The sequence below is a fragment of the Photorhabdus antumapuensis genome, assembly GCF_020387775.1.
GTDB lineage: Bacteria > Pseudomonadota > Gammaproteobacteria > Enterobacterales > Enterobacteriaceae > Photorhabdus > Photorhabdus antumapuensis.
Genome location: NZ_JAHZMK010000029.1, coordinates 15057 through 35373, shown reverse-complemented (window position 1 = coordinate 35373; position 20317 = coordinate 15057). Strand labels below are relative to the sequence as shown.

The 20317-nt window shown below is 41.0% G+C and carries 15 protein-coding genes; 9 read left to right on the top strand and 6 right to left on the bottom strand.

Features of this window, described 5'->3' with window-relative positions; translation table 11 throughout:
- Positions 1-188: 188 nt before the first annotated feature.
- Genes pilQ through pilM form a run of 4 tightly spaced genes read right to left on the bottom strand, consistent with a single transcriptional unit; the run spans position 189 to position 3132 of the window.
- Entirely contained in the window at positions 189-1223 is a 1035-nt protein-coding gene (gene pilQ, locus KZ793_RS13205; protein WP_225815760.1) for a type IV pilus secretin PilQ, read from the bottom strand.
- Positions 1216-1761: a hypothetical protein gene (locus KZ793_RS13200; protein ID WP_225815759.1), complete on the bottom strand. Its 546-nt coding sequence runs from the start codon at positions 1759-1761 to the stop codon at positions 1216-1218. Before KZ793_RS13200 ends, pilQ begins: the two co-directional genes overlap by 8 nt.
- Positions 1748-2299, bottom strand: a complete 552-nt coding sequence (locus tag KZ793_RS13195; RefSeq protein ID WP_225815758.1) for a PilN domain-containing protein — start codon at positions 2297-2299, stop codon at positions 1748-1750. The genes KZ793_RS13200 and KZ793_RS13195 overlap by 14 nt, the downstream gene beginning before the upstream one ends.
- A 2-nt stretch (positions 2300-2301) precedes the next feature.
- On the bottom strand, positions 2302-3132 hold the full coding sequence (gene pilM, locus KZ793_RS13190; RefSeq protein ID WP_225815757.1) for a pilus assembly protein PilM: 831 nt from the start codon (positions 3130-3132) through the stop codon (positions 2302-2304).
- A gap of 119 nt (positions 3133-3251) precedes the next feature.
- Here pilM and mrcA point away from each other — a divergent pair, with 119 nt between their 5' ends.
- Positions 3252-5780 carry a peptidoglycan glycosyltransferase/peptidoglycan DD-transpeptidase MrcA gene (gene mrcA / locus KZ793_RS13185; protein ID WP_225815756.1) on the top strand — a complete coding sequence of 843 codons (2529 nt, stop codon included), beginning with the start codon at positions 3252-3254 and terminating at the stop codon, positions 5778-5780.
- 43 nt (positions 5781-5823) lie between these two features.
- On the opposite strand, the gene nudE is transcribed toward mrcA, so the two are convergent.
- On the bottom strand, positions 5824-6372 hold the full coding sequence (nudE, locus tag KZ793_RS13180) for an ADP compounds hydrolase NudE (RefSeq protein ID WP_118987346.1): 549 nt from the start codon (positions 6370-6372) through the stop codon (positions 5824-5826).
- A 350-nt stretch (positions 6373-6722) separates the two neighbouring features.
- Here nudE and KZ793_RS13175 point away from each other — a divergent pair, with 350 nt between their 5' ends.
- The 4 genes from KZ793_RS13175 (at position 6723) to pckA (ending at position 12040) form a co-directional block, all read left to right on the top strand.
- Complete coding sequence (locus tag KZ793_RS13175) at positions 6723-8837, top strand: intracellular growth attenuator family protein (protein ID WP_225815755.1); 2115 nt, start codon at positions 6723-6725, stop codon at positions 8835-8837.
- Positions 8838-8894: 57 nt separating this feature from the next.
- Positions 8895-9311 carry a ribosome-associated heat shock protein Hsp15 gene (hslR, locus tag KZ793_RS13170; RefSeq protein ID WP_225815754.1) on the top strand — a complete coding sequence of 139 codons (417 nt, stop codon included), beginning with the start codon at positions 8895-8897 and terminating at the stop codon, positions 9309-9311.
- A gap of 22 nt (positions 9312-9333) precedes the next feature.
- Positions 9334-10206, top strand: a complete 873-nt coding sequence (gene hslO / locus KZ793_RS13165) for an Hsp33 family molecular chaperone HslO (protein WP_225815753.1) — start codon at positions 9334-9336, stop codon at positions 10204-10206.
- A gap of 214 nt (positions 10207-10420) precedes the next feature.
- Positions 10421-12040, top strand: coding sequence for a phosphoenolpyruvate carboxykinase (ATP) (gene pckA, locus KZ793_RS13160; RefSeq protein WP_225815752.1), 1620 nt, complete (start codon positions 10421-10423; stop codon positions 12038-12040).
- 47 nt (positions 12041-12087) lie between these two features.
- Here the strand turns inward: pckA and KZ793_RS13155 are convergent, their stop codons facing one another.
- Positions 12088-12783, bottom strand: a complete 696-nt coding sequence (locus tag KZ793_RS13155; protein WP_225815751.1) for a pirin family protein — start codon at positions 12781-12783, stop codon at positions 12088-12090.
- Between the two features lie 718 nt (positions 12784-13501).
- On the opposite strand from KZ793_RS13155, the gene KZ793_RS13150 reads away from it, so the two are divergent.
- The 4 genes from KZ793_RS13150 (at position 13502) to pulA (ending at position 20217) form a co-directional block, all read left to right on the top strand.
- Positions 13502-14839: a sensor histidine kinase gene (locus KZ793_RS13150; protein ID WP_225815750.1), complete on the top strand. Its 1338-nt coding sequence runs from the start codon at positions 13502-13504 to the stop codon at positions 14837-14839.
- Positions 14839-15465, top strand: coding sequence for a response regulator transcription factor (locus KZ793_RS13145; RefSeq protein ID WP_225815749.1), 627 nt, complete (start codon positions 14839-14841; stop codon positions 15463-15465). The genes KZ793_RS13150 and KZ793_RS13145 overlap by 1 nt, the downstream gene beginning before the upstream one ends.
- Before the next feature lie 107 nt (positions 15466-15572).
- Entirely contained in the window at positions 15573-16064 is a 492-nt protein-coding gene (locus tag KZ793_RS13140) for a GlcG/HbpS family heme-binding protein (RefSeq protein WP_225815748.1), read from the top strand.
- Positions 16065-16944: 880 nt separating this feature from the next.
- Entirely contained in the window at positions 16945-20217 is a 3273-nt protein-coding gene (gene pulA / locus KZ793_RS13135; RefSeq protein WP_225815747.1) for a pullulanase-type alpha-1,6-glucosidase, read from the top strand.
- Positions 20218-20317: the final 100 nt, after the last annotated feature.

The following is a 20317-nucleotide window of genomic DNA, read 5'->3' as shown; positions in this document are numbered from 1 at the left end:
TGGTTTCATTGGCTGATTATTGTGATGTTAAACCCGACCACTCAATTAGCTAACTCTTGTATGCTAAATTGGTCTCAGCGTCAAATCTATAAACAGGATTAGTTGGAAAAATCTGCGCATAATCATACGGAATAGTTAAATTTTTTATATCCAACTTACTGATGTAACGATTATATTTTTCTTGTTGGTTAAATATCTATCAGTTGAGGCGTAATAAATATGACTAACTCACGTCGGCTGTGTTTATGACCTTTTTGGTTAAATAGTGAGCCGAGTAGTGGGATGTCTGATAGATAAGGTACCTTCTGGGTTTGCTCGCTTTTTTTCTGTTGAAAAATTCCACCGAGAATAAGTGTTTCACCATTTTTTACAGTAACTTGAGTTATTATTTCCTGTTTGTCGATGGTTAAATTCTCACCTCCTCCTTGACTTATTGAGATCCCTGGCATGTTTTGACTGATTTTCAGAGAGAGTCTGATTTTGTTTTTTCTCAGTATATGAGGTGTGACTTCCATTCCTAGTACGGCTTCTTTAAATTGCACGGTACTTTTCTCTTTTTCTTGGCTGACGTAGGGAATATCAGAGCCTTGCTTGATGCTGGCTAACTGTTGATGTGAGGCGGTTAGTCTAGGGCTAGCGATAATATCCAGTTGGTTTTCTTGTTCTAAGGCACTGAGTTCCATTTCCAGCAAACTGGTGTGAATGCGGGCAATATTGAACGCAAATCTATGCATGTTATCGTTGGCTGCTTGGTTGATATTAAGGCGATTTATACCCGTTGATGTATTAATCTGCTCTCCTATTGGTATACCCCAATAAATGCCGAGTTCATGTAATGCTTCTCGGCTACTGGTCACGATATGTGCAGTAATCTGCACTTGCTGCTGTGGTGTATCTATTTCTTTCAGCCAGCTTTTTATCTGCGCGATGGCGATGGGGGTATCCTGTAAAATCAGACTGTTAGTTTCAGGATCAAAATCAACTTTACCTTCTTTTGTTATCAGTGCGGGCGTATTTTGCCTGAGATTCATGGCGATTCTTTCTGCGTCTGCATATTGTAATACGGTTGAGAGGGACTGAATTTCGGTCTCATTGATTGATTGATCAAATAACTCAACCGATTGCTCTTCTGTCTCTATCATCGGGGGAGCAAAAGGATTTCTTATTTCTGCAACAACAATCGCGGGCAGGAAAAGGATAAATAGAATAAATTTTTTAGTCATAAAATTCCTCATGTGAGGTTTCTGACAGGGTTATTTTGACATTTAGGGATTCATCTGATGGAGAAATGGAAAGCTGTTTGATCAGCAGCGGTGGATATAACGCTTGTAACGCCTCAAGAAAACTTAGCATCTGTTCGTAGTTCAAACAAATTGTAATTTGCCAGAGCGTTTTTTCCCCTTCTTTTTTACGTTGCCACTCAAGAACTTGTGCGCCAGAATTTATTAATGGCGGTTGTAATTGTTTTATTGCGGTAATTTTTACCGCATTTTGTCGCGGCTTACTGAGTTTATTTTCTACTTGGTTGATGTGTTGTTGTATATCTTCCAATAGCGGTAGCTGATTTAGTTGTTCATTGGCTGCTTTGGTATTGATTTGTTGGGCTGCTATTTTTTGTGTCAGGCTACTTCGCTGTTCAGCTCTTTCTTGCCAGAAGAAAAGATAAAACAGAATCAGAAATGGCATGATGATAGCTTGCTGCCAGATAAAGAGCTGCCAGGTTGGTTTGGCAAACCACCATAAATAGTCACTTTTTATCATTGGATATCTCCGTCTGCCAGTTAGCGTCAATAATAAATTGCCTGATTTGTTGTTCGGTGGTAGTCATCTTTTTTAGTTGAATTTCAGATAATTGCCCGTTGTTTTCAAGATTATCTAGCAGAGACGTCATACTGGAATAATCCAGACTATTAGCAACCAGTTTTAATTGACCTGCCTGATCATCGAAAGCGGTTAACCAACTTCCTTCCGGTAATAATTCAGGTAATTCATTAAATAATTGCCAATGTTGTTGGTTCTGTTTCAGCCACGTTTGTTGTTGTTTTAATTTATAGGCTAGTTTGTTGTGAAGATTGACCGCTTCCTCTGTCTGAGTTATCTGTTGTTGCAAATATAATTGTTGCTGGTTGAGTTGCTGCCATTGCCTTTGATACTGGTTAATCGTTTCCTGTTGTTTTAATAATGTCCAGACGAGCACTGTCAGCCACAATATCAATTGCAATAAGAGAAGAATCGACCACCAACGATAACGATGTCTTAGCCGGGTTTGGCGCCAAGGTAGAAAATTAACCTGATACATCGTTACTTATCATCCGGTCTGAGTGCTAAACCACCGGCTATCACATATTCCATCAGTTGAACTGGTATTGGTGGTTGATAGCGACGAAATGCTGTCAGCATATCCCAAGAGCAAGTTCCTTCAGGTAGGGTTTCTTGTTGGTAGCTACTGTAGTAAACAGGCTGTTCAGCCATGGATGAGGCAGATAATTGACGGATAATCTGCTGTGGAGAAACAGCCGTATTTGCTAATACTAGATCATAAGCGAAGGGGGCATTGGCAGGAGATACCCATAGCCAACCAGATTGTTGCCTGTGTAACAGCCAGCTATCAGCGGGAACACCGGCATATTGCGCTATATAGCGTAGGGCACAGGGAGCAATATCAATGGCATCTGGAAATATTCCTGCTTGTGCAAGACATTGTAGCCAGAGATTGAGATCTTTCTGGCGAGCGGCGCTGATGTAGGCATTTTGTTCAATAATACGGTAATCCAGCGCCAGTTCTCGGGTGTTAAAGGGAAATTGTTTCTCGGCACTGGCGTTGATAAACCAGCCTTGTTCCGGCTCTTTAAGATTGATATCTGGAGGCAAAGTCAGATTCCTCTGCAATGTTTGTTGTACAGGTAAGGCGAGTCTGAAACTGATTTTTTTAGGTAATTCTTGGCGCCATTGATTTAAAATATCACATAATATTTCTGGCCGTTGTAAACGGCCTTCTGGCATAACCGCATCAGATAAAAGATATTGCCAGCAGTGGCGAAGCTGCCAGCCATCTCGGCGTTTTATAGCTGCGACGGCGCGAAGGATGCCATTTTGGATGTCCAATCCGACATACCATTTTGGTGAATACATATATCGATCTCCATATCAGTAATTTTAATAAAAGACCATATTCAAGGTGCTGTGTAACCTTTATACTACGCGCCGATTGTTTATAAACCACCCGACTAACGTGGCATGGGAAATTTCAGGTGAAGTTCGTAAAGTATTTTCTAGTCTTTGTCGTGAGTTGCATTTTTCTGGGAACGGCCTCGATTTTTGGTATGTACAAATATATCGAGCCTCAGTTACCTGATGTGGCGACATTAAAGGATATTCGATTACAGACACCAATGCAGGTGTTCAGTGCAGATGGCGAGCTTATTGCCCAATATGGTGAAAAACGCCGTATTCCTCTTGAGTTGTCCGAAATTCCACCCATTATGGTGAAGGCATTCATTGCAACGGAGGACAGTCGTTTTTATGAGCATCACGGGGTTGACCCTGTAGGGATTATCCGTGCAGCATCTGTCGCGATGAGTTCAGGCCGTGCTTCTCAAGGGGCAAGTACCATTACTCAGCAACTGGCGAGAAATTTCTTTCTCACTCCTGAGAAGACGTTGATGCGTAAAATCAAGGAAGTTTTTCTGGCTATCAGGATTGAGCAATTGCTGAATAAAGATGAGATCCTCGAACTCTATCTCAATAAAATTTACCTTGGTTACCGGGCTTATGGTGTTGGGGCTGCGGCTCAAGTTTATTTTGGCAAAAATGTCAATGAGTTGACACTGAGTGAAATCGCCATGATTGCCGGCCTGCCAAAGGCACCTTCTACGTTTAACCCGCTTTATTCCTATGGTCGAGCGATTAATCGCCGGAATGTGGTTCTGAGCCGTATGCTCAATGAGGGCTATATTACTCAGCAGCAATATAATCAAGCTAGAAGTGAAAAGTTGGTTGCTAATTACCATGCGCCTCAGATTGCTTTCTCTGTGCCCTATTTGTCCGAGATGGTGCGTCAGGAGATGATTGAGCGTTATGGTGAGAATGCTTATACCGACGGTTATAAAGTTTACACCACGATTACCCGTAAACTTCAGTTGGCTGCCGTGGATGCGGTTCGTAATAACCTCATTGATTATGATGTGCGTCATGGCTACCGTGGGGCGCAGGAAGTTTTGTGGAAAGTGGGCGAACCGGCTTGGGATCGGGAACAGATTGTCAAGAAGCTTAAGACCTTGCCAGATTATGGGCCGTTAATGCCGGCGGTAGTGACCAGCGCGGGTACTGATCAGGCAATAGTGATGTTGGCTGATGGCAGCAGTGTAGAATTACCCATGATGGGTGTCCGTTGGGCCAGAAAGTTCAAATCTGATAGTGCGCAGGGTGCGGTTCCTCGTAGTGTGAATGAAGTGGTTCAAGTTGGTGAACAGGTTTGGCTTCGGAAAGTAAAGGATATTTGGTGGTTGGCACAAGTGCCAGAAGTTAATGCTGCTTTGGTCTCTATTGATCCGAATGATGGTGCTGTGAAGGCGCTGGTTGGTGGATTTGATTTCAACTTGAGTAAATTTAACCGTGTCACGCAATCATTACGTCAAATTGGTTCTAATATTAAACCATTTCTCTATACCGCAGCGATGGATAAAGGGCTGACATTGGCTTCATTGCTGAATGACTTACCAATTAGCCGTTGGGATGCAGGTGCTGGTACTGACTGGCGTCCGAAAAACTCACCAGCGACTTATGTTGGGCCAGTCCGTTTGCGTCAAGGATTAGGACAATCGAAGAACGTCGTGATGGTTCGAGCAATGCGAGCAATGGGAGTCGATTATGCTGCTGATTACCTGCAACGGTTTGGTTTCCCAGCACAAAATATAGTACGTACAGAATCTCTGGCTTTGGGATCACCATCATTCACTCCAATGCAAATGGTACGTGGATATTCGGTCATGTCCAATGGTGGCTATCTGATCGATCCTTACTTTATTACTAAGATTGAAAACGAAGATGGCGATATTCTCTTTGAGGCTAAGCCTAAAATTGCATGTCCACAGTGCGATATTCCAGTAATTTATGGGGATACGGTACGTTCAATCGAACTTTCTGAGAACTCGATTGAGAATGTTGCTCAATCTCATGTTAGCCAGCAAGAGATATTACCGTTACCTGAATTGGAAAAAGCCCCGGTAATTGATAGTCGTGAAGATGCGCAAAAATATGCTCCCCATGTCATTAGTACTCAGTTGGCATTTTTGATCCATGATGCTTTGAATAGCAATATTTTTGGTGAGCCGGGTTGGTCTGGTACGGGTTGGCGTGCCTCGCGCGATCTGAAACGCCGTGATATTGGTGGTAAAACTGGAACAACTAACAGTTCAAAAGATGCCTGGTTCTCAGGTTATGGGCCGGATATTGTCACGACGGTTTGGATTGGTTTTGATGATCACCGCAGAAGTCTTGGCCGTACAGCGGCCAGTGGTGGAGAGGCGGGTGCTAAGAGTGCGCAACCAATTTGGGATGATTTTATGAAAATTGCACTAGAGGGTGTTCCGGAAAAAGAGGTCACTCCTCCTCCTGGGATTGTTTCTGTGGTGATAGATCGTAAGACCGGTAAGCTTGCTGGCGGCGGCGGAGATACCCGTAATGAATACTTCATTGATGGAACTCAACCTACAGAGAGTGCGGTGCAGGAAGTTGGCACAACTTTAATTGAGAATGGTGAAAGTCAGGAGTTATTCTGATGATAAAGCAGGCACAACGGAAGCGTTGTTGTGCCTGTGAACTTCAACGGTGTTTTAAGTATTTTTGTGCCAGAAATAGGGCGCAGACATTACGCGCTTCGTTGAAATCAGCGTGATCCAATAATGACATCATATTTGCTATTGGCCAACGTATTTGCGGTAGTGGTTCAGGTTCGTCCCCTTCCAGGCTTTCTGGATAGAGATTTTCAGCAATAACAATGTTCATTTTGCTAGAAAAATAGGATGGAGCCATAGTGAGTTTGGCTAATTGTTCTATTTTTCTGGCACCAAAACTGACTTCTTCTTTTAATTCACGGTTAGCGGCTTCAAAGATACTTTCCCCAGGGTCGATCGCGCCTTTAGGAAAGCCCAACTCGTACTGCTCAATGCCGACTGCATACTCACGAATAAGCAACAATTCATCCCCAATGACCGGGATTATCAGAACAGCTTCCCGATTGGCCGGACGCATCCGTTCATAAACGCGTTTTACACCGTTACTAAATTCGAGATTAACTGACTGAATATGAAATAAACGTGAATGGGCAATGTCCTCTATGTGTAAGATTTTAGGGTTTTTCAGGTCATTCATAATTGCCCCTGATGGTTTAATATTGGTTGAGTTGAGTGCCTGTGCATTATTACGTCATAAATTATTTCATTAACCTTAGATTTTATGATGAAATTAGGTACACTCCATAGCTTGACTAAATATGGCCGATTATTTTGATAAATGATAGTGATTATCGCTGGTTATTGTTGTTACTGTTATCTTTATCCTCTTTGGAAATAGATCTATGTTGTATATAGTTTAGCGAGTTATTATATAACTCATTGTAAAATAAATTAAAAAATAAATAGAAATAACCTAATTCAGAACTTAACGTGTAGTTGCTAATTTGCAAACAACAATAGCAAGATTGTCATGGGTATGGGGATAAAATGAGCGTAACAGTCGTTATATTGGCTATCTTGATAATTAGCCTGATTGTCATGGCTTCCTTTCTGATTTTCAAATGGAAGCTACATGATAACGCCCGTTATCTGCCTTCTGTTGCTGAACCAACCTATCGTAAACTTAATGCTGATGAATATCAGACTATTGAATGTTATTTGAATCGAGTGTTGCCGCCAGTTGTAACAGACCGTATTAATAAACCAAGTTGGCCAATTCTGATGGGTAAAAATGATATGGTTTATACTATCTGTCATTCCATTACCCGGTTTTCTGTTGCTTCCGATGAACTACATAGCTGGCGTTATTATATTGATATGGCAGAAATTCATTTGCCGTTTTTCCTTGAGCCTTTTATTAAACAGCAGAATATTATTGATGTTGTGCACACCGCGACAATACCACTTGTTATTTCGATTAATGGTCACTTTCTGAAAGATTTTCAACAGGATTTTCCTTCTGCTCCGGTAATTTCAGATGTATCTCATCAGCAGGCATCGATCCAAAAAAATGGTGAAACCAGCGTAAAATTACAAAATATTCGTAAAGAGACATTGGAAGAATATCGGTTGAATCACTCATCGGGTATTTGGGAGGGGGGATTTTTGTGTTTCGGATTTTTCATTTGGTTTCTTGCGTTACTTTCACCGGCACTGCTTTTGCCGTGGCTGATGTTGATTGCAGGTAGTTTAGTCGTTGTCAGTTTTTGGCCATTACTTTGCCCACTCTCGATATGCAGGCGACAGGATATTCACTGTTTTACCGGTATACCAAAACGATGGGGATTATTTGGCGAATTTGAACAAGGACAAATGAGTAATATTTCTCTTGGTGGGATTGATTTAATTTATCCCCCTCATTGGGAGCCCTATGTTGCTCACTATCTTGATCAGAAAACCAATATTGATATTTACACTAACGGTCAGGTAGTCAGGCAAGGGCATTATCTCTCTTTGCATGATGAAGAGAAAAATTACCCTTATCGTCGTTATGGAAAAAATCTCATGATGATCGTTAGTTGCTTGCTTATTATGTTACTGCTCTATTTTTATCAACCGGTTAGTGTACCAATGAAACTCAGTTTTGCCTGGTTGCGTGGCAGCAGCACAAAAGTTGTCACTGACGCTAATATGATGGAAGGGATGGAATTGCGAGTTGGGGATATCCTGAAAGCAAAAGGGGTTGGTATGTGTTATATGCCCCCAAACAATATGAACGGTAAAGGCGACACCTATTTTTCTCCGTTCGATTGTTCGGGGATATATTGGAATAGAGTTAATCCACTGCCAATACCAGAATCAGAAATTATAGAAAATGCAGCTAAATTGATTGCAACTGTTAATAAACAATTACGTTTACAGGAAAATGACGATGTAATAAATCCAGATCTTGCTCAGGAGATTTTCAAATCTGGTATGATCTTATTGGATGATTTCTCTAATATTATATTGAAAACTAAAGAATTATGTGAAAAAGAAACAGACTGTTTACGATTGAAAAATGCTTTGGTTAACTTGGGTAGTGCTAATGATTGGCTAACTTTGTTAAAAAATGCAGAAAGTGGCAAGCTGGATGACACTCATGTTTTATTGCGTCCGGCAAGCGCTGAAGCTTTGGGGAAATTGGTTGATGCGACGACATCATCATTTATCTACCGGGAAATAGATAAAGTCTCAATGCTGCTTAATAGCCCTTCTCCTGGCGGTGTTCTACTTATCAGTGATGAAGGCAAACAACTGGTTGAGTATATAACGCCAACCATCATCTCTTATGACCATAGTGCGTTGGAACAATGGCGTGAATTACAGCGGTTATCGGATATGGTATTGCAAACACCTTTTGAGACAACGGGAATTGTCACGGAATTGTCCGTAGATAGTAATGGAACCCGCCGGGTTGTGTTGCATAGTGAACTGGATTCCATCACGCTTGCTCGTTGTATTGGTACAACTATTTTATTCTTGGCTCTTTTTACGACCTTAATCATTAATTTTGTGCTGGTTGTTAAGAAAAATCGGCAGAACAAACAACGTCTAAACAAAATCAGGCAATATTACGATAACTGTTTTAATACACTTTTTCCGCCTGCGCGTTGGCGATAATCGACAATGGTATGTTAGGCTTCGCTTTATTTGCCAAAGCTGATGATGAGAGGAAAAATGAAGGGTAATTCAGACTCCGATCAAGCTGTCCGTCTGGATAAGTGGCTGTGGGTAGCCCGTTTTTATAAAACACGGGCTATTGCACGGGAAATGATAGATGGTGGTAAAGTTCACTATAATGGTCAAAGAAGTAAACCGAGTAAATTGGTTGAACTAGGGGCTGAAATTAAACTGCGTCAGGGTAATGATGAACGTATAGTTGAAGTTCTTGCACTAAGCAATCATCGGCGCGGTGCGCCGGAGGCGCAACAACTTTACCAAGAGACAGAAGCGAGTATTGCTAACCGGGAAAAAATGGCAATCGCTCGAAAAATGAATGTATTAACTATGCCTCATCCTGATCGCCGACCGGATAAAAAAGAGAGGCGCACGCTGATTAAGTTTAAAAATACCAAATTAAGTGGGCAGGAATAACCTGCTCGAATGAGAGATATTTATGTTTAAACAAGACCAATTACACCGATTTTTATTTGAGAATCATTCTGTACGTGGTGAGCTGGTTTTAGCCAGTGAAACTTACCAGCATATTTTGGAAAATCATGATTACCCGCAGCCGGTACAGCAGTTATTGGGAGAACTGTTGGTGGCAACCAGTTTATTAACTGCAACACTGAAATTTGATGGTGATATTACAGTTCAAATTCAGGGAGATGGCCCGGTCAAACTGGCAGTTATTAATGGTAATCATCAGCAACAAATGCGAGGTGTCGCTCGTATTGATGGATTAGTGGCTGAGAATAGCAGTTTGAAACAGATGGTTGGCACAGGCTATATGGTTATTACCATTACGCCAACTCATGGTGAGCGTTATCAGGGAGTGGTTGCACTGGAAGGTGAAACACTGGCGGATTGTCTTGATGATTATTTCAGGCAGTCTGAACAATTACCCACTCGTCTATTTATCCGTACTGGCATTCAGGATGGAAGAGTTGCTGCTGGTGGTATGTTGTTACAGATTCTGCCAGCGGCGGAACAGGGGAGTGCAGAAGCTTTTGATCATCTGGCGCAACTTACTGCAACCATTAAAGGTGAAGAGTTATTTTCATTGGAAGTTAAGGAGATCTTGCACCGCCTTTATCATGAGGAGGATGTCATATTATATGAACCGCAAGCGGTCGAATTCCGTTGTACTTGTTCTCGCCAACGTTGTGCTGACACATTAGTCACACTTTCCGATGAGGATGTTAATCATATTTTGCAGAAAGATGGCAACATTGATATGGCGTGTGAGTATTGCAGTACACACTATATTTTTGATGCTGATGATCTTGCTGCAATCAGAACAGAAAAAAAGAACCGGCTCCATTGATATTCTATCTAAACAAAATTTTTCACCTTTTAAGGCGCGGCTCCGCGCCTTTCTATCAATATCTATAATACTCAAAACTGCTTTTGTGTCTTTGGCCCCAGATTAAACTCAAAAAAATAGTGGGTTTTCAATTTTTTGATAACTATCGCTGTTAATTAATCATAACTATTTATTATTGCTCACAGAAAAAGCGTGACTACCCAGGAGCAATAACATGAGTGTTAAAGGCATTACCCCGCAGGAACTCGCGGACTATGGAATCCATGATGTTAACGAAATTATTTATAATCCAAGCTATGAATTGTTATTTTCAGAAGAAACCGAACCTTCACTTGAAGGCTGCGAGAGTGGCACTCTGACCAACCTGGGGGCTGTGGCTGTCGATACGGGGATCTTCACTGGTCGTTCCCCTAAAGATAAGTACATTGTTCGTGATGATGTTACCTGTGACACCGTATGGTGGGCTGATCAGGGAAAAGGTAAAAATGATAACAAACCATTACAGCAGGAAACATGGACATATCTGAAAGGCTTGGTGACTAAACAGCTTTCAGGCAAACGTTTGTTTGTGGTTGATGCTTTCTGTGGTGCTAATGCAGATACGCGACTGAAAGTCCGCTTTATCACAGAAGTTGCGTGGCAGGCCCACTTTGTTAAAAACATGTTTATCCGTCCATCAGATGAAGAGTTGGCTGAGTTCAAACCCGATTTTATTGTGATGAACGGTGCGAAATGCACCAACCCGCAATGGCAAGAGCAGGGGCTGAACTCTGAAAACTTTGTTGCGTTCAACCTGACAGAGCGTATGCAGCTTATCGGTGGTACTTGGTACGGTGGCGAAATGAAGAAAGGGATGTTCTCTATGATGAACTACCTGTTGCCACTGAAAGGTATTGCTTCGATGCACTGTTCTGCCAACGTGGGTGAGAAAGGGGACGTTGCGGTCTTCTTCGGTTTGTCGGGTACAGGTAAAACCACACTTTCTACTGATCCAAAACGTAAGCTGATTGGTGATGATGAGCATGGTTGGGATGATGATGGTGTATTCAACTTTGAAGGTGGTTGTTACGCGAAAACCATCAATCTGTCCAAAGAGGCGGAACCTGATATCTACAATGCGATTAAACGTGATGCGTTGCTGGAAAATGTTACTGTATTGACAGATGGCACAATTGATTTCAATGATGGTTCAAAAACTGAAAACACCCGTGTTTCTTATCCTATCTACCATATTGAAAACATTGTTAAGCCGGTTTCCAAAGCGGGTCATGCAACTAAGGTCATCTTTCTGACTGCGGACGCATTTGGTGTGTTACCTCCAGTATCTCGCTTGACACCTGAACAGACTCAATATCACTTCCTATCTGGTTTTACGGCAAAATTAGCAGGTACCGAACGTGGTGTGACTGAACCAACACCTACATTTTCTGCTTGTTTTGGTGCCGCATTCCTGACCTTGCATCCAACTCAATACGCGGAAGTATTGGTAAAACGTATGCAGGCCGCAGGTGCTAAGGCTTATCTAGTGAATACTGGTTGGAATGGTACGGGTAAACGAATCTCGATTAAGGATACCCGTGGAATCATTGATGCCATCCTAAATGGTGATATTGAAGAAGCTGATACCATTACCTTACCTATTTTCGATCTGGCGGTTCCGACAGCGTTACTGGGTGTTGCTACCGATATTCTTGATCCACGTAAGACTTATGCAGATAAATCTCAATGGGAAGAGAAGGCGAAAGATTTGGCTCATCGTTTTGTCGACAACTTTGATAAATATACCGATACCCCGGTGGGAGAAGCTTTAGTAAAAGCGGGTCCTAAACTGTAATTGTAAATTTTTTAACCTCATCCGTGAGGGTGAGGTTTATTTGATGTTCATGTCGGAGGAAGGTCAAACAGTAATATTTCACCATCATCATTGGTACTAATCAGAAGATGGGTTTCATTCTGGATAACCAAACCATCGCTGGTGGTAGCTTTCACACCATTAACCGCTACTTCGCCACGAATGACTTGTATCCAAATATAACGGCCTTTTTCTGCAACATATTCGGCGGTTTCGTGATCCTTCAGTACCCAGCGCCATAAGGTCATATCTTGAAATACTTTTAGTGAGCCATCCCGGGCATCAGGTGAGAGCACCAATTGGCGGCTTTGTACATCATCAAAACGACGTTGTTCATAGCGCGGTGTTAAGCCGGTTTTATCTGGAGCAATCCAGATTTGATACAGATGCAATTGGTGATCACTGCTCGGGTTATATTCTGAATGACGAATACCCGTACCTGCACTCATAATTTGGAATTCACCGGCGGGTACCTGCTCCTTATTTCCCATACTATCCTGATGTTCAACTACACCGGAAAGCACATAGGTAAGTATTTCCATATCCTTATGTGGATGGGTCCCAAAGCCTTGGCCTGCTTCGATGAAATCTTCATTAATCACTCTTAGTGCTGAAAAATTCAAAAAATTGGCGTCGTAATAGTTGGCAAATGAGAAGGTATGCCAGCTAGTTAACCAGCCATGATCGGCATGGCCGCGCTCTGATGCTTTGCGTAAATGGATCATATTCAAATCTCCTCAATGGTTTTTACAGTCTAATTGAGAAGAGATAGCATTAAAGCTTAAAAATCTGACCTATAAATTCAAATATTTTGAATAATTGATGGTTGGATTAATTAATAAAAAAAAGCCAGCACCCGGCTGGCTAAAGTAAACACTGGAAGCAATGTGAGCAATGTCGTGCTTTCATCTGTACCCTGAAGGCAGTTCATCTGAAAGCGATACGAATGATAATAATTATCACTATCGATTGTAAAGTGTTTTTTCTGGTCAAATATAGAATAATGGTGGAAATTTATCTCAACTATTTGATAAATATTACTATTTTTATTGATGTCGTTGTGATACTCAAGGGAAAGAAGACCATTTCACTGAGTCGATTTGTTAAGTGATTACTTTAAATTATTCAGTAAATTTGACATGGTATTAAGAGTCTTAACAGGGGTTACCGTAAACCCTTATCTGGGGTCTATCTGTCGAAATAATTTGATTAGGAACTGAAACATGCTTAGACAAAATAAGCTAGAGCTGGAATTTCATTTACCATAGCCAACTATTTATTTTAAGAAATGTTTTGATGAAATAATTACGCTGTAATGAATTTTAATATGCTGCTCAATGCCAAATGTTCTCTAGAATTCAACTCATTCTGTCTAATAGCCGTTTCATTTATATATTCTGACTGTATTTTAACGTCATGAAAGATATCTTTTCAGGTAATTATATGTGGCATTTTTTGGCGTGGATTGTGTTAACCGGTTTGACTATTTGGGGAATGATTAATCATTCACTAAATCAGAATTATCAACAACAAACAGTTTCATTTAATATTCTTTATCGAGAGCTGAGTGAAAAGCTGGCACAACATGACGCGATTGTATCGCTAACGGATACTAATATCGAATTAGATCGGCTACAGGAAAACTTTCCACAAATCGTCGGATTACAAGAGATGCCAATGAATGTATTAATATTCCCTATAATCAGTGAAGAGGGAAAGGGAAGATATTGGCTTAATAGTAAACGCGATAGTATCCGGTTATTAATAGATCTTAATATCCTGATGAAAGATCTATCATTATTGTCCCAATTCCGAATAGTACAACTGGATTGGAATAATCGCCCATTGATTACATATGGGGTGGAGAAAGAGTACTATTTTTGGAACTGGGAGAAAAAATTAACTAATCGTTTTCAGCCTTTTGTGCTTAAAGTGGGTAACGATCAACAATGGTCTAAACTTCCGTGGGGCTATATTGCTTGTCTGAGTTTTTTATGGGCAGTGATTATCTGTTTTATTTTTTTAATTCAGAAGAATAAAAGATTGAGGAAAATTTCTGATTTACGAGCACATTTTTTTGAATTTACCCGCTTAAATACAATGGATGAAGTGGCAACAGGTGTTGTTCATGAATTAAATCAGCCTTTGACGGCGATTATGAGTTATAATCAAACCGCATTGCGGTTAATGAAAAAACAGCAATATGATAAAGTGCCGCCAATACTGGATTCATCAATTTTGCAAACTCAACGCATCGCAAATTTATTAATGCAATACCGTCAAAAATTGACGACTGGGAGTATTATTTTACAACCTGTAAATATTCAAGCGATATTAGGTCGAGTTGAGATATTGCTCGATAGTGAAATTAAGGCCAGTAAAGTAAAGATAATAAAGCATATTTGTGATGAACTGCCAATGATATCTGCCGAGCCGTTGTGGATTGAGCAAATATTTCATAATTTAATTAGCAATGCCATTCAGGCACAGCAAGAGCAAGGTCAGTTAGAATATCAAAATTGGATCTGCATTGATATCACCTATATTGATGACATGATAAAAATCATGATAACAGATGGTGGTCCTGGATTAAGTGATGAAGCTTTAAAGAATGTGTTTATTCCATTCTTCACAACACGCCAACAAGGTATGGGATTGGGAATGACGTTAACAGAAACATTAATTCATAAACTTGGTGGTGATATTAATGCTGGAAATTGCGAAACAGGAGGGGCGTGTTTTATTATTTGGTTACCAACTAATAAAGGTAAGGAGAAATAATGGTGGCAGTGATTTATCTTATTGATGATGATGAAGCGATCCGTGATTCATTATCTATGTTATTAGAAACAATGAATTGGCAGGTCAGTTCATTTCCTGGTGCGCAAGAATTTCTTGATGAAATTGATAAGGAAAATATTTCGGCGCTTCAGGGATGTATTTTATTGGATATTCGTATGCCGGGAAAACCTGGATTGGCATTACAGGCCGATCTTTTGAAACTCAACAGTACATTACCGGTAATTATCATGACTGGACACGGAAATATTGATATTTGCCGTCGTGCTTTTAAGAATGGGGCTTTCGAGTTTTTAACCAAACCTATTGATGCGGATTTATTAATTGAAACAGTTTCAAGTGCATTATTATTTCATCAGAAAGTATTTAAGCAACGTCAGATATATGAGCAGTTGAAAACGAAATTTAGCCAGTTATCTGAACGTGAAAGGGAGGTGATGAAAATTATTCTGGAAGGTAAAACCAGTAAACAAATTGCTCAACAGTTATCGTTATCACCACGTACCATTGAGGTTCATCGCGCCAATATATTTCATAAATTAGATATACATTCTTTACCACAATTAGTAAAAGAGTATGAGTTATTTAAGTCATTATCTTATGACTAAGTATTTTTACTAAGTCGAATAAGTAATTGGCCGAATAGATATAGCCGATAAATCTCATTAAGTTAGAACAGGATAATCCATCAACTTAAACTTAATGAGGTTTACCTATGAAACATTCTCTTTTTTATACTGTTTTGGCAGCAGGTTTATTTGCTCAATCTGCTTTTGCTTCATCACTAATTACTGAACGTAATATTACCCTTGAGGTAGCAAATAAATTAGCTTCTGAGGCAATTCAATCTTGTGCGGCTAATAACTACAACGTAACGGTTTCGGTTGTTGATAAAAGTGGGGTTCTGAAAGTGGTTCAGCGTATGGATAAAGCCGGGTTGCATACTGTTGAGGCGAGCAAAATGAAAGCTTATACCGCATTATCTACCCAGAGAACGTCAGAGGACGTAATGAAAACTGCACAATCGAATCTTGGTGCTCAATATTTAGGGGATATTCCTGGCTTCCTATTACTTGGTGGTGGTGTTCCTGTTAAATCTGGTGATAATGAAGTGATTGGTGCAATTGGTATTGGTGGCGCGCCGAGTGGTTCTTTAGACCAACAGTGTGCTTTTGATGCAATTCAGAAAATTTCATCAGATCTTTAAACTTTAAAATACGAATTTCTACAAATCTAATAATAATATTAAGATGTAATTAATCTATTATTATATTAATATGGGAAATTAATATCTTACATGATAGTATTTTTAATGGGATGAAAAATTAAAAAAACAAATCTTATATCCAATGGGTTTTATTTTTGGTTAATGGTGTGTTTATAATAATTCATTGTTATTATGGTTTGTGTCTGGTTATACAATAAATTGAAGTTTTTTAGTTTAAATATGTTCGGCGGTATATATACCACTGAACATATTTATTGTTATTCTCTTTTTCTTCCAGAGTGTGTATTATGAAATACAGATCTTATAATTATAAAAATCAGCCGTTTTACGTGGGAATTTCTTCCGCTTTATTTTGGTTTTATATTGAAACTGTTTCGATATAAACATTTGATTATGGAATATTTAAGCTATTTAGGTAACACATTGAATAATGATGGTCATTGTTAGCTGAGGGAATTTCATAAATAGAGCTAACGATAGGTTATAATTGATTATTTAAGATGGATTTTAATCTTCATTCTCTATTAATGTCAGATATGAAATAGTTATTCTGTGTTTTATGCTACTTGCTTGATATTACCGATTGTAACGGAAGCCCAGTTAGTAATAACAGTAACTTGACAGCATATTTAATACATGGAGTAATACATATAAATTCACACCAGTCTTATGTAATAAAAGATAATTACATTATTATCGTGCGCAACATCACGAAAAAACAACTCCGCCTGAGCTCTCCTCCCTCATTATTCCAGGAATAGGAGGATGTTGAGCTATCTGAGACATTATTTAATATTTTCGCCTCACTTCATTAACAATAATATCGGCTATGATTTATTTCTATTAAAAAGGTTTGATTATGGTGGCGCATTTTTGGAAAAAGGCTTACCTGGCCCTATTAAGCAGTACATTCGTTTTGCTACTGGCTAGCTGTGATAACAATCGTTCTTTACCCAAAACCCCGGAGGAGCCGATGGCGCATATCCCTAATAAAGTACCCAGTGAAGCTGCTACTGCCGGCAATTTTCAGGCGGTGATCCACTTAGTGGACATTGCTAAATTAAGTCAAAGTCCAACAACAAACCGTGATTACAGTACCAACACCCTCTACTTATGGAACGACAAAAATTGTGATGCTTTGGCTTCCCCTTCATTAAACTGGAACGACACCAGTGCAATTCCTACAGGCAGCGATAGTTATGGGCCTTACTGGGTCGTGCCATTAAATAAGAATGAGGGTTGTATCAATTTTATCGTGCGTGATGGTAACAACAATAAATTGATCGACAGTGACCTAAAAATCTCCTTCTCTGATTTCAAGAACCGTACTGTCTCTGTGATACCCGGCAGTCATCAAATCTATCGCAGTCGTGCGGAAGCCTTTAATTCTGTGTTTGGCGTTTCCCAGGCTTCGGCACATTGGGTCGATAATCAGACTTTGTTATGGTCGGGTGGAGCGGATAAGCCCCATGTCCGCTTATATTACAGCCGGAATGGTAAGGTGGAAGCTAATGATGAAGGAAATTTCATTGATAGCTATTTGACGCTAACACCGGCCACTCTAAACCAGAAGACGGCAGAACGATTTCCACACTTGAAGAAGTTAACAGCGTTCCGCCTGCCAGAGGACACTGATGTCGATATATTGCTTACCGGTGATCTGGTGGCATTGGCGACCAATGAAGCGGGCTTGTTGTTGTCGGCGACTCAAGTACAAACGGCTGGTGTTTTGGACGACCACTTTGCCAATGTTGCTGACACACTGGAATATGGTGCGCTAATCAATGATACCGGTGTTACCTTCCGCTTGTGGGCGCCTACTGCTCAGCATGTTGGGTTGGTTATCTATGATGCGAATAAACAGATTATCGCCAATCATGCAATGACCCGTGATCCTGCTAGTGGTTCCTGGTCGTGGCAAGGAGATAAAGAGCTGGTTGGTACTTACTACCGCTATGCTTTAACGGTGTACCATCCATTTTCCCGCAATGTGGAGCACTACGAGGTTACTGATCCCTATTCCCACAGTCTGTCCACCAATTCGGAATACAGTCAAGTCATCAAGTTGGATGACGAGGCGCTAAAACCACAAAACTGGGAAAGTTTGATCATGCCGCGCCCGCAAAATACACCAGCGGACATTGCTCGCATGACCATATATGAAGCTCATGTCCGTGATCTCTCTGTTGCAGACAATACAATGCCGGAAGCTTGGCGAGGTAAATATCTGGCTCTGACTGCTAACAACAGCGATATGTTCAAACATCTTAAAGCATTGAGTCAGGCTGGAGTCACTCATATAGAGCTGCTGCCAGTATTTGATGTGGCTTCCATTAATGAATTTAGCAACCAAGTAGCTGATCTCAACCATCCATTCAGTCGTTTGTGCCAAGTCAACTCAAAGGTGAAGAGCAGCCGTTTCGCTGATTATTGCAATAGTTCACAGACCGTGGGTGAACTATTGCAGGAGCTAAAGAGCGGTGACAGCGCTAATAACCCACAGGTACAAGAGTTGAATGCAATGATTGCAGAAACTGACTCTTACAATTGGGGCTATGATCCATACCATTACTCGGTGCCGGAAGGTTCTTATGCCACAGATGCGGAAGGTTCGGTACGTATAAAAGAGTTTCGCTCCATGATTCAGGCCATCAAACAGCAATTGGGAATGAATGTGATTATGGACGTAGCGTATAACCATACCAATGCGGCGGGTCCAACACACCCATCTTCAGTGTTGGATAAGGTCGTGCCTTGGTACTATCATCGTTTGGATGAGATCACAGGTAATGTTGAATCTAACACCTGTTGTCACGATACAGCTCCAGAACACCGTATGTTCGCTAAGCTCATTGAAGACTCGTTGGTGACTTGGGCTAAGGACTATAAAATCGACGCATTTCGATTTGACTTAATGGGCTATCATCCCAAGGCACAGATCTTATCAGCGCTGGCAAAAGTACGCGCGATTAACCCATCGGTCTATTTCTTCGGTGAAGGTTGGAACTCCGGGCAGGACGACCGTTTCGAAATCGCTTCACAGATTAACTTAAAAGGCACCGGGATTGGTACTTTCTCTGATCGACTGCGTGACGCTGTACAAGGTGGGGGGCCGTTTGATTCTGCTGATAGCATTCGCATTAACCAAGGGGTGGGCAATGGTGTTGGTACGTTACCTAACGAAATGGCTTGGTTAGACGCTAATGAGGCGCGTCATCTGGCGGATCTGGTACGTCTTGGTATGGCGGGCAACCTAGCTGATTTTGTAATGATTAATAAAGATGGGGCAGTGAAAACAGGTAGGGACATTAACTACAAAGGGGCTATAGCCGGTTATGCCTCTGATCCGATTGAGGTGATCAATTATGTCTCTAAACATGATAACCAAACACTGTGGGACATAATTAGCTATAAGGCGGCACGTGAGGCGGATCTGGCAACGCGGGTTCGTATGCAGGCAATATCCCTCGCTACGACGTTCCTTGGGCAGGGGTTGACCTTCGCTCAACACGGATCGGAGCTACTGCGCTCAAAATCTTTTACCCGTGATTCCTATAATTCTGGCGATTGGTTTAATCGTGTTAGCTACACCTACCAGGATAACAACTATAATGTTGGTATGCCGGATCAGCGTGTTGATGGCGAAAATTACGCATTGATTGAAAAAGTGAAAAATGTGGTAGATAAACCGGGCAAAACTGAATTATTACAGATGACGGCTTTTTATCAGGAACTGGCGCGTTTGCGTCAATTTTCACCCCTGATGTCTCTCGGCGATGGTGCATCGGTTAAACAACGCGTTGATTTTCGTAATGTTGGGCTGCATCAGCAGCTTGGGCTGTTCGTAATGACTATAGATGACGGTTCCGCTACTAATGACGACCGTGATTTGAGGTTCGACGGCCTTGTCGTGATGATCAACGCTGCACCACATATTGCTACAGTGAGAGATCTTAACGTCAGAGGATTAAAGTTGAATGATATTCAGAGCGAGTTAGGTAGCGCTTCGCTAGCGGCGGGTATCAGAATAGCAACAGATGGCACAGTCACGTTGCCCGCTTGGTCAGTAGCAGTGCTGGTTCTACCGCAGGATGGGGTTCGCGGTATGGGTTTGCCTGTTCGCAGGAAGTAACGAGCAGGAATTTTCCATTGTTTGCAACGGGGCGGTTTATCCAGACCGCCCATCTTTACCTCGAAAGGGTACTCCCACAGCTTCCCTTGTTGATGATAAT

Bases quoted from the DNA above. Each gene is read 5' to 3' on its own strand.
- pilQ (WP_225815760.1), bottom strand. From the start codon at position 1,223: ATGACTAAAAAATTTATTCTATTTATCCTTTTCCTGCCCGCGATTGTT.
- KZ793_RS13200 (WP_225815759.1), bottom strand. From the start codon at position 1,761: ATGATAAAAAGTGACTATTTATGGTGGTTTGCCAAACCAACCTGGCAG.
- KZ793_RS13195 (WP_225815758.1), bottom strand. From the start codon at position 2,299: ATGTATCAGGTTAATTTTCTACCTTGGCGCCAAACCCGGCTAAGACAT.
- pilM (WP_225815757.1), bottom strand. From the start codon at position 3,132: ATGTATTCACCAAAATGGTATGTCGGATTGGACATCCAAAATGGCATC.
- nudE (WP_118987346.1), bottom strand. From the start codon at position 6,372: ATGAATGACCTGAAAAACCCTAAAATCTTACACATAGAGGACATTGCC.
- KZ793_RS13175 (WP_225815755.1), top strand. From the start codon at position 6,723: ATGAGCGTAACAGTCGTTATATTGGCTATCTTGATAATTAGCCTGATT.
- hslR (WP_225815754.1), top strand. From the start codon at position 8,895: ATGAAGGGTAATTCAGACTCCGATCAAGCTGTCCGTCTGGATAAGTGG.
- hslO (WP_225815753.1), top strand. From the start codon at position 9,334: ATGTTTAAACAAGACCAATTACACCGATTTTTATTTGAGAATCATTCT.
- pckA (WP_225815752.1), top strand. From the start codon at position 10,421: ATGAGTGTTAAAGGCATTACCCCGCAGGAACTCGCGGACTATGGAATC.
- KZ793_RS13155 (WP_225815751.1), bottom strand. From the start codon at position 12,783: ATGATCCATTTACGCAAAGCATCAGAGCGCGGCCATGCCGATCATGGC.
- KZ793_RS13150 (WP_225815750.1), top strand. From the start codon at position 13,502: ATGTGGCATTTTTTGGCGTGGATTGTGTTAACCGGTTTGACTATTTGG.
- KZ793_RS13145 (WP_225815749.1), top strand. From the start codon at position 14,839: ATGGTGGCAGTGATTTATCTTATTGATGATGATGAAGCGATCCGTGAT.
- KZ793_RS13140 (WP_225815748.1), top strand. From the start codon at position 15,573: ATGAAACATTCTCTTTTTTATACTGTTTTGGCAGCAGGTTTATTTGCT.
- pulA (WP_225815747.1), top strand. From the start codon at position 16,945: ATGGTGGCGCATTTTTGGAAAAAGGCTTACCTGGCCCTATTAAGCAGT.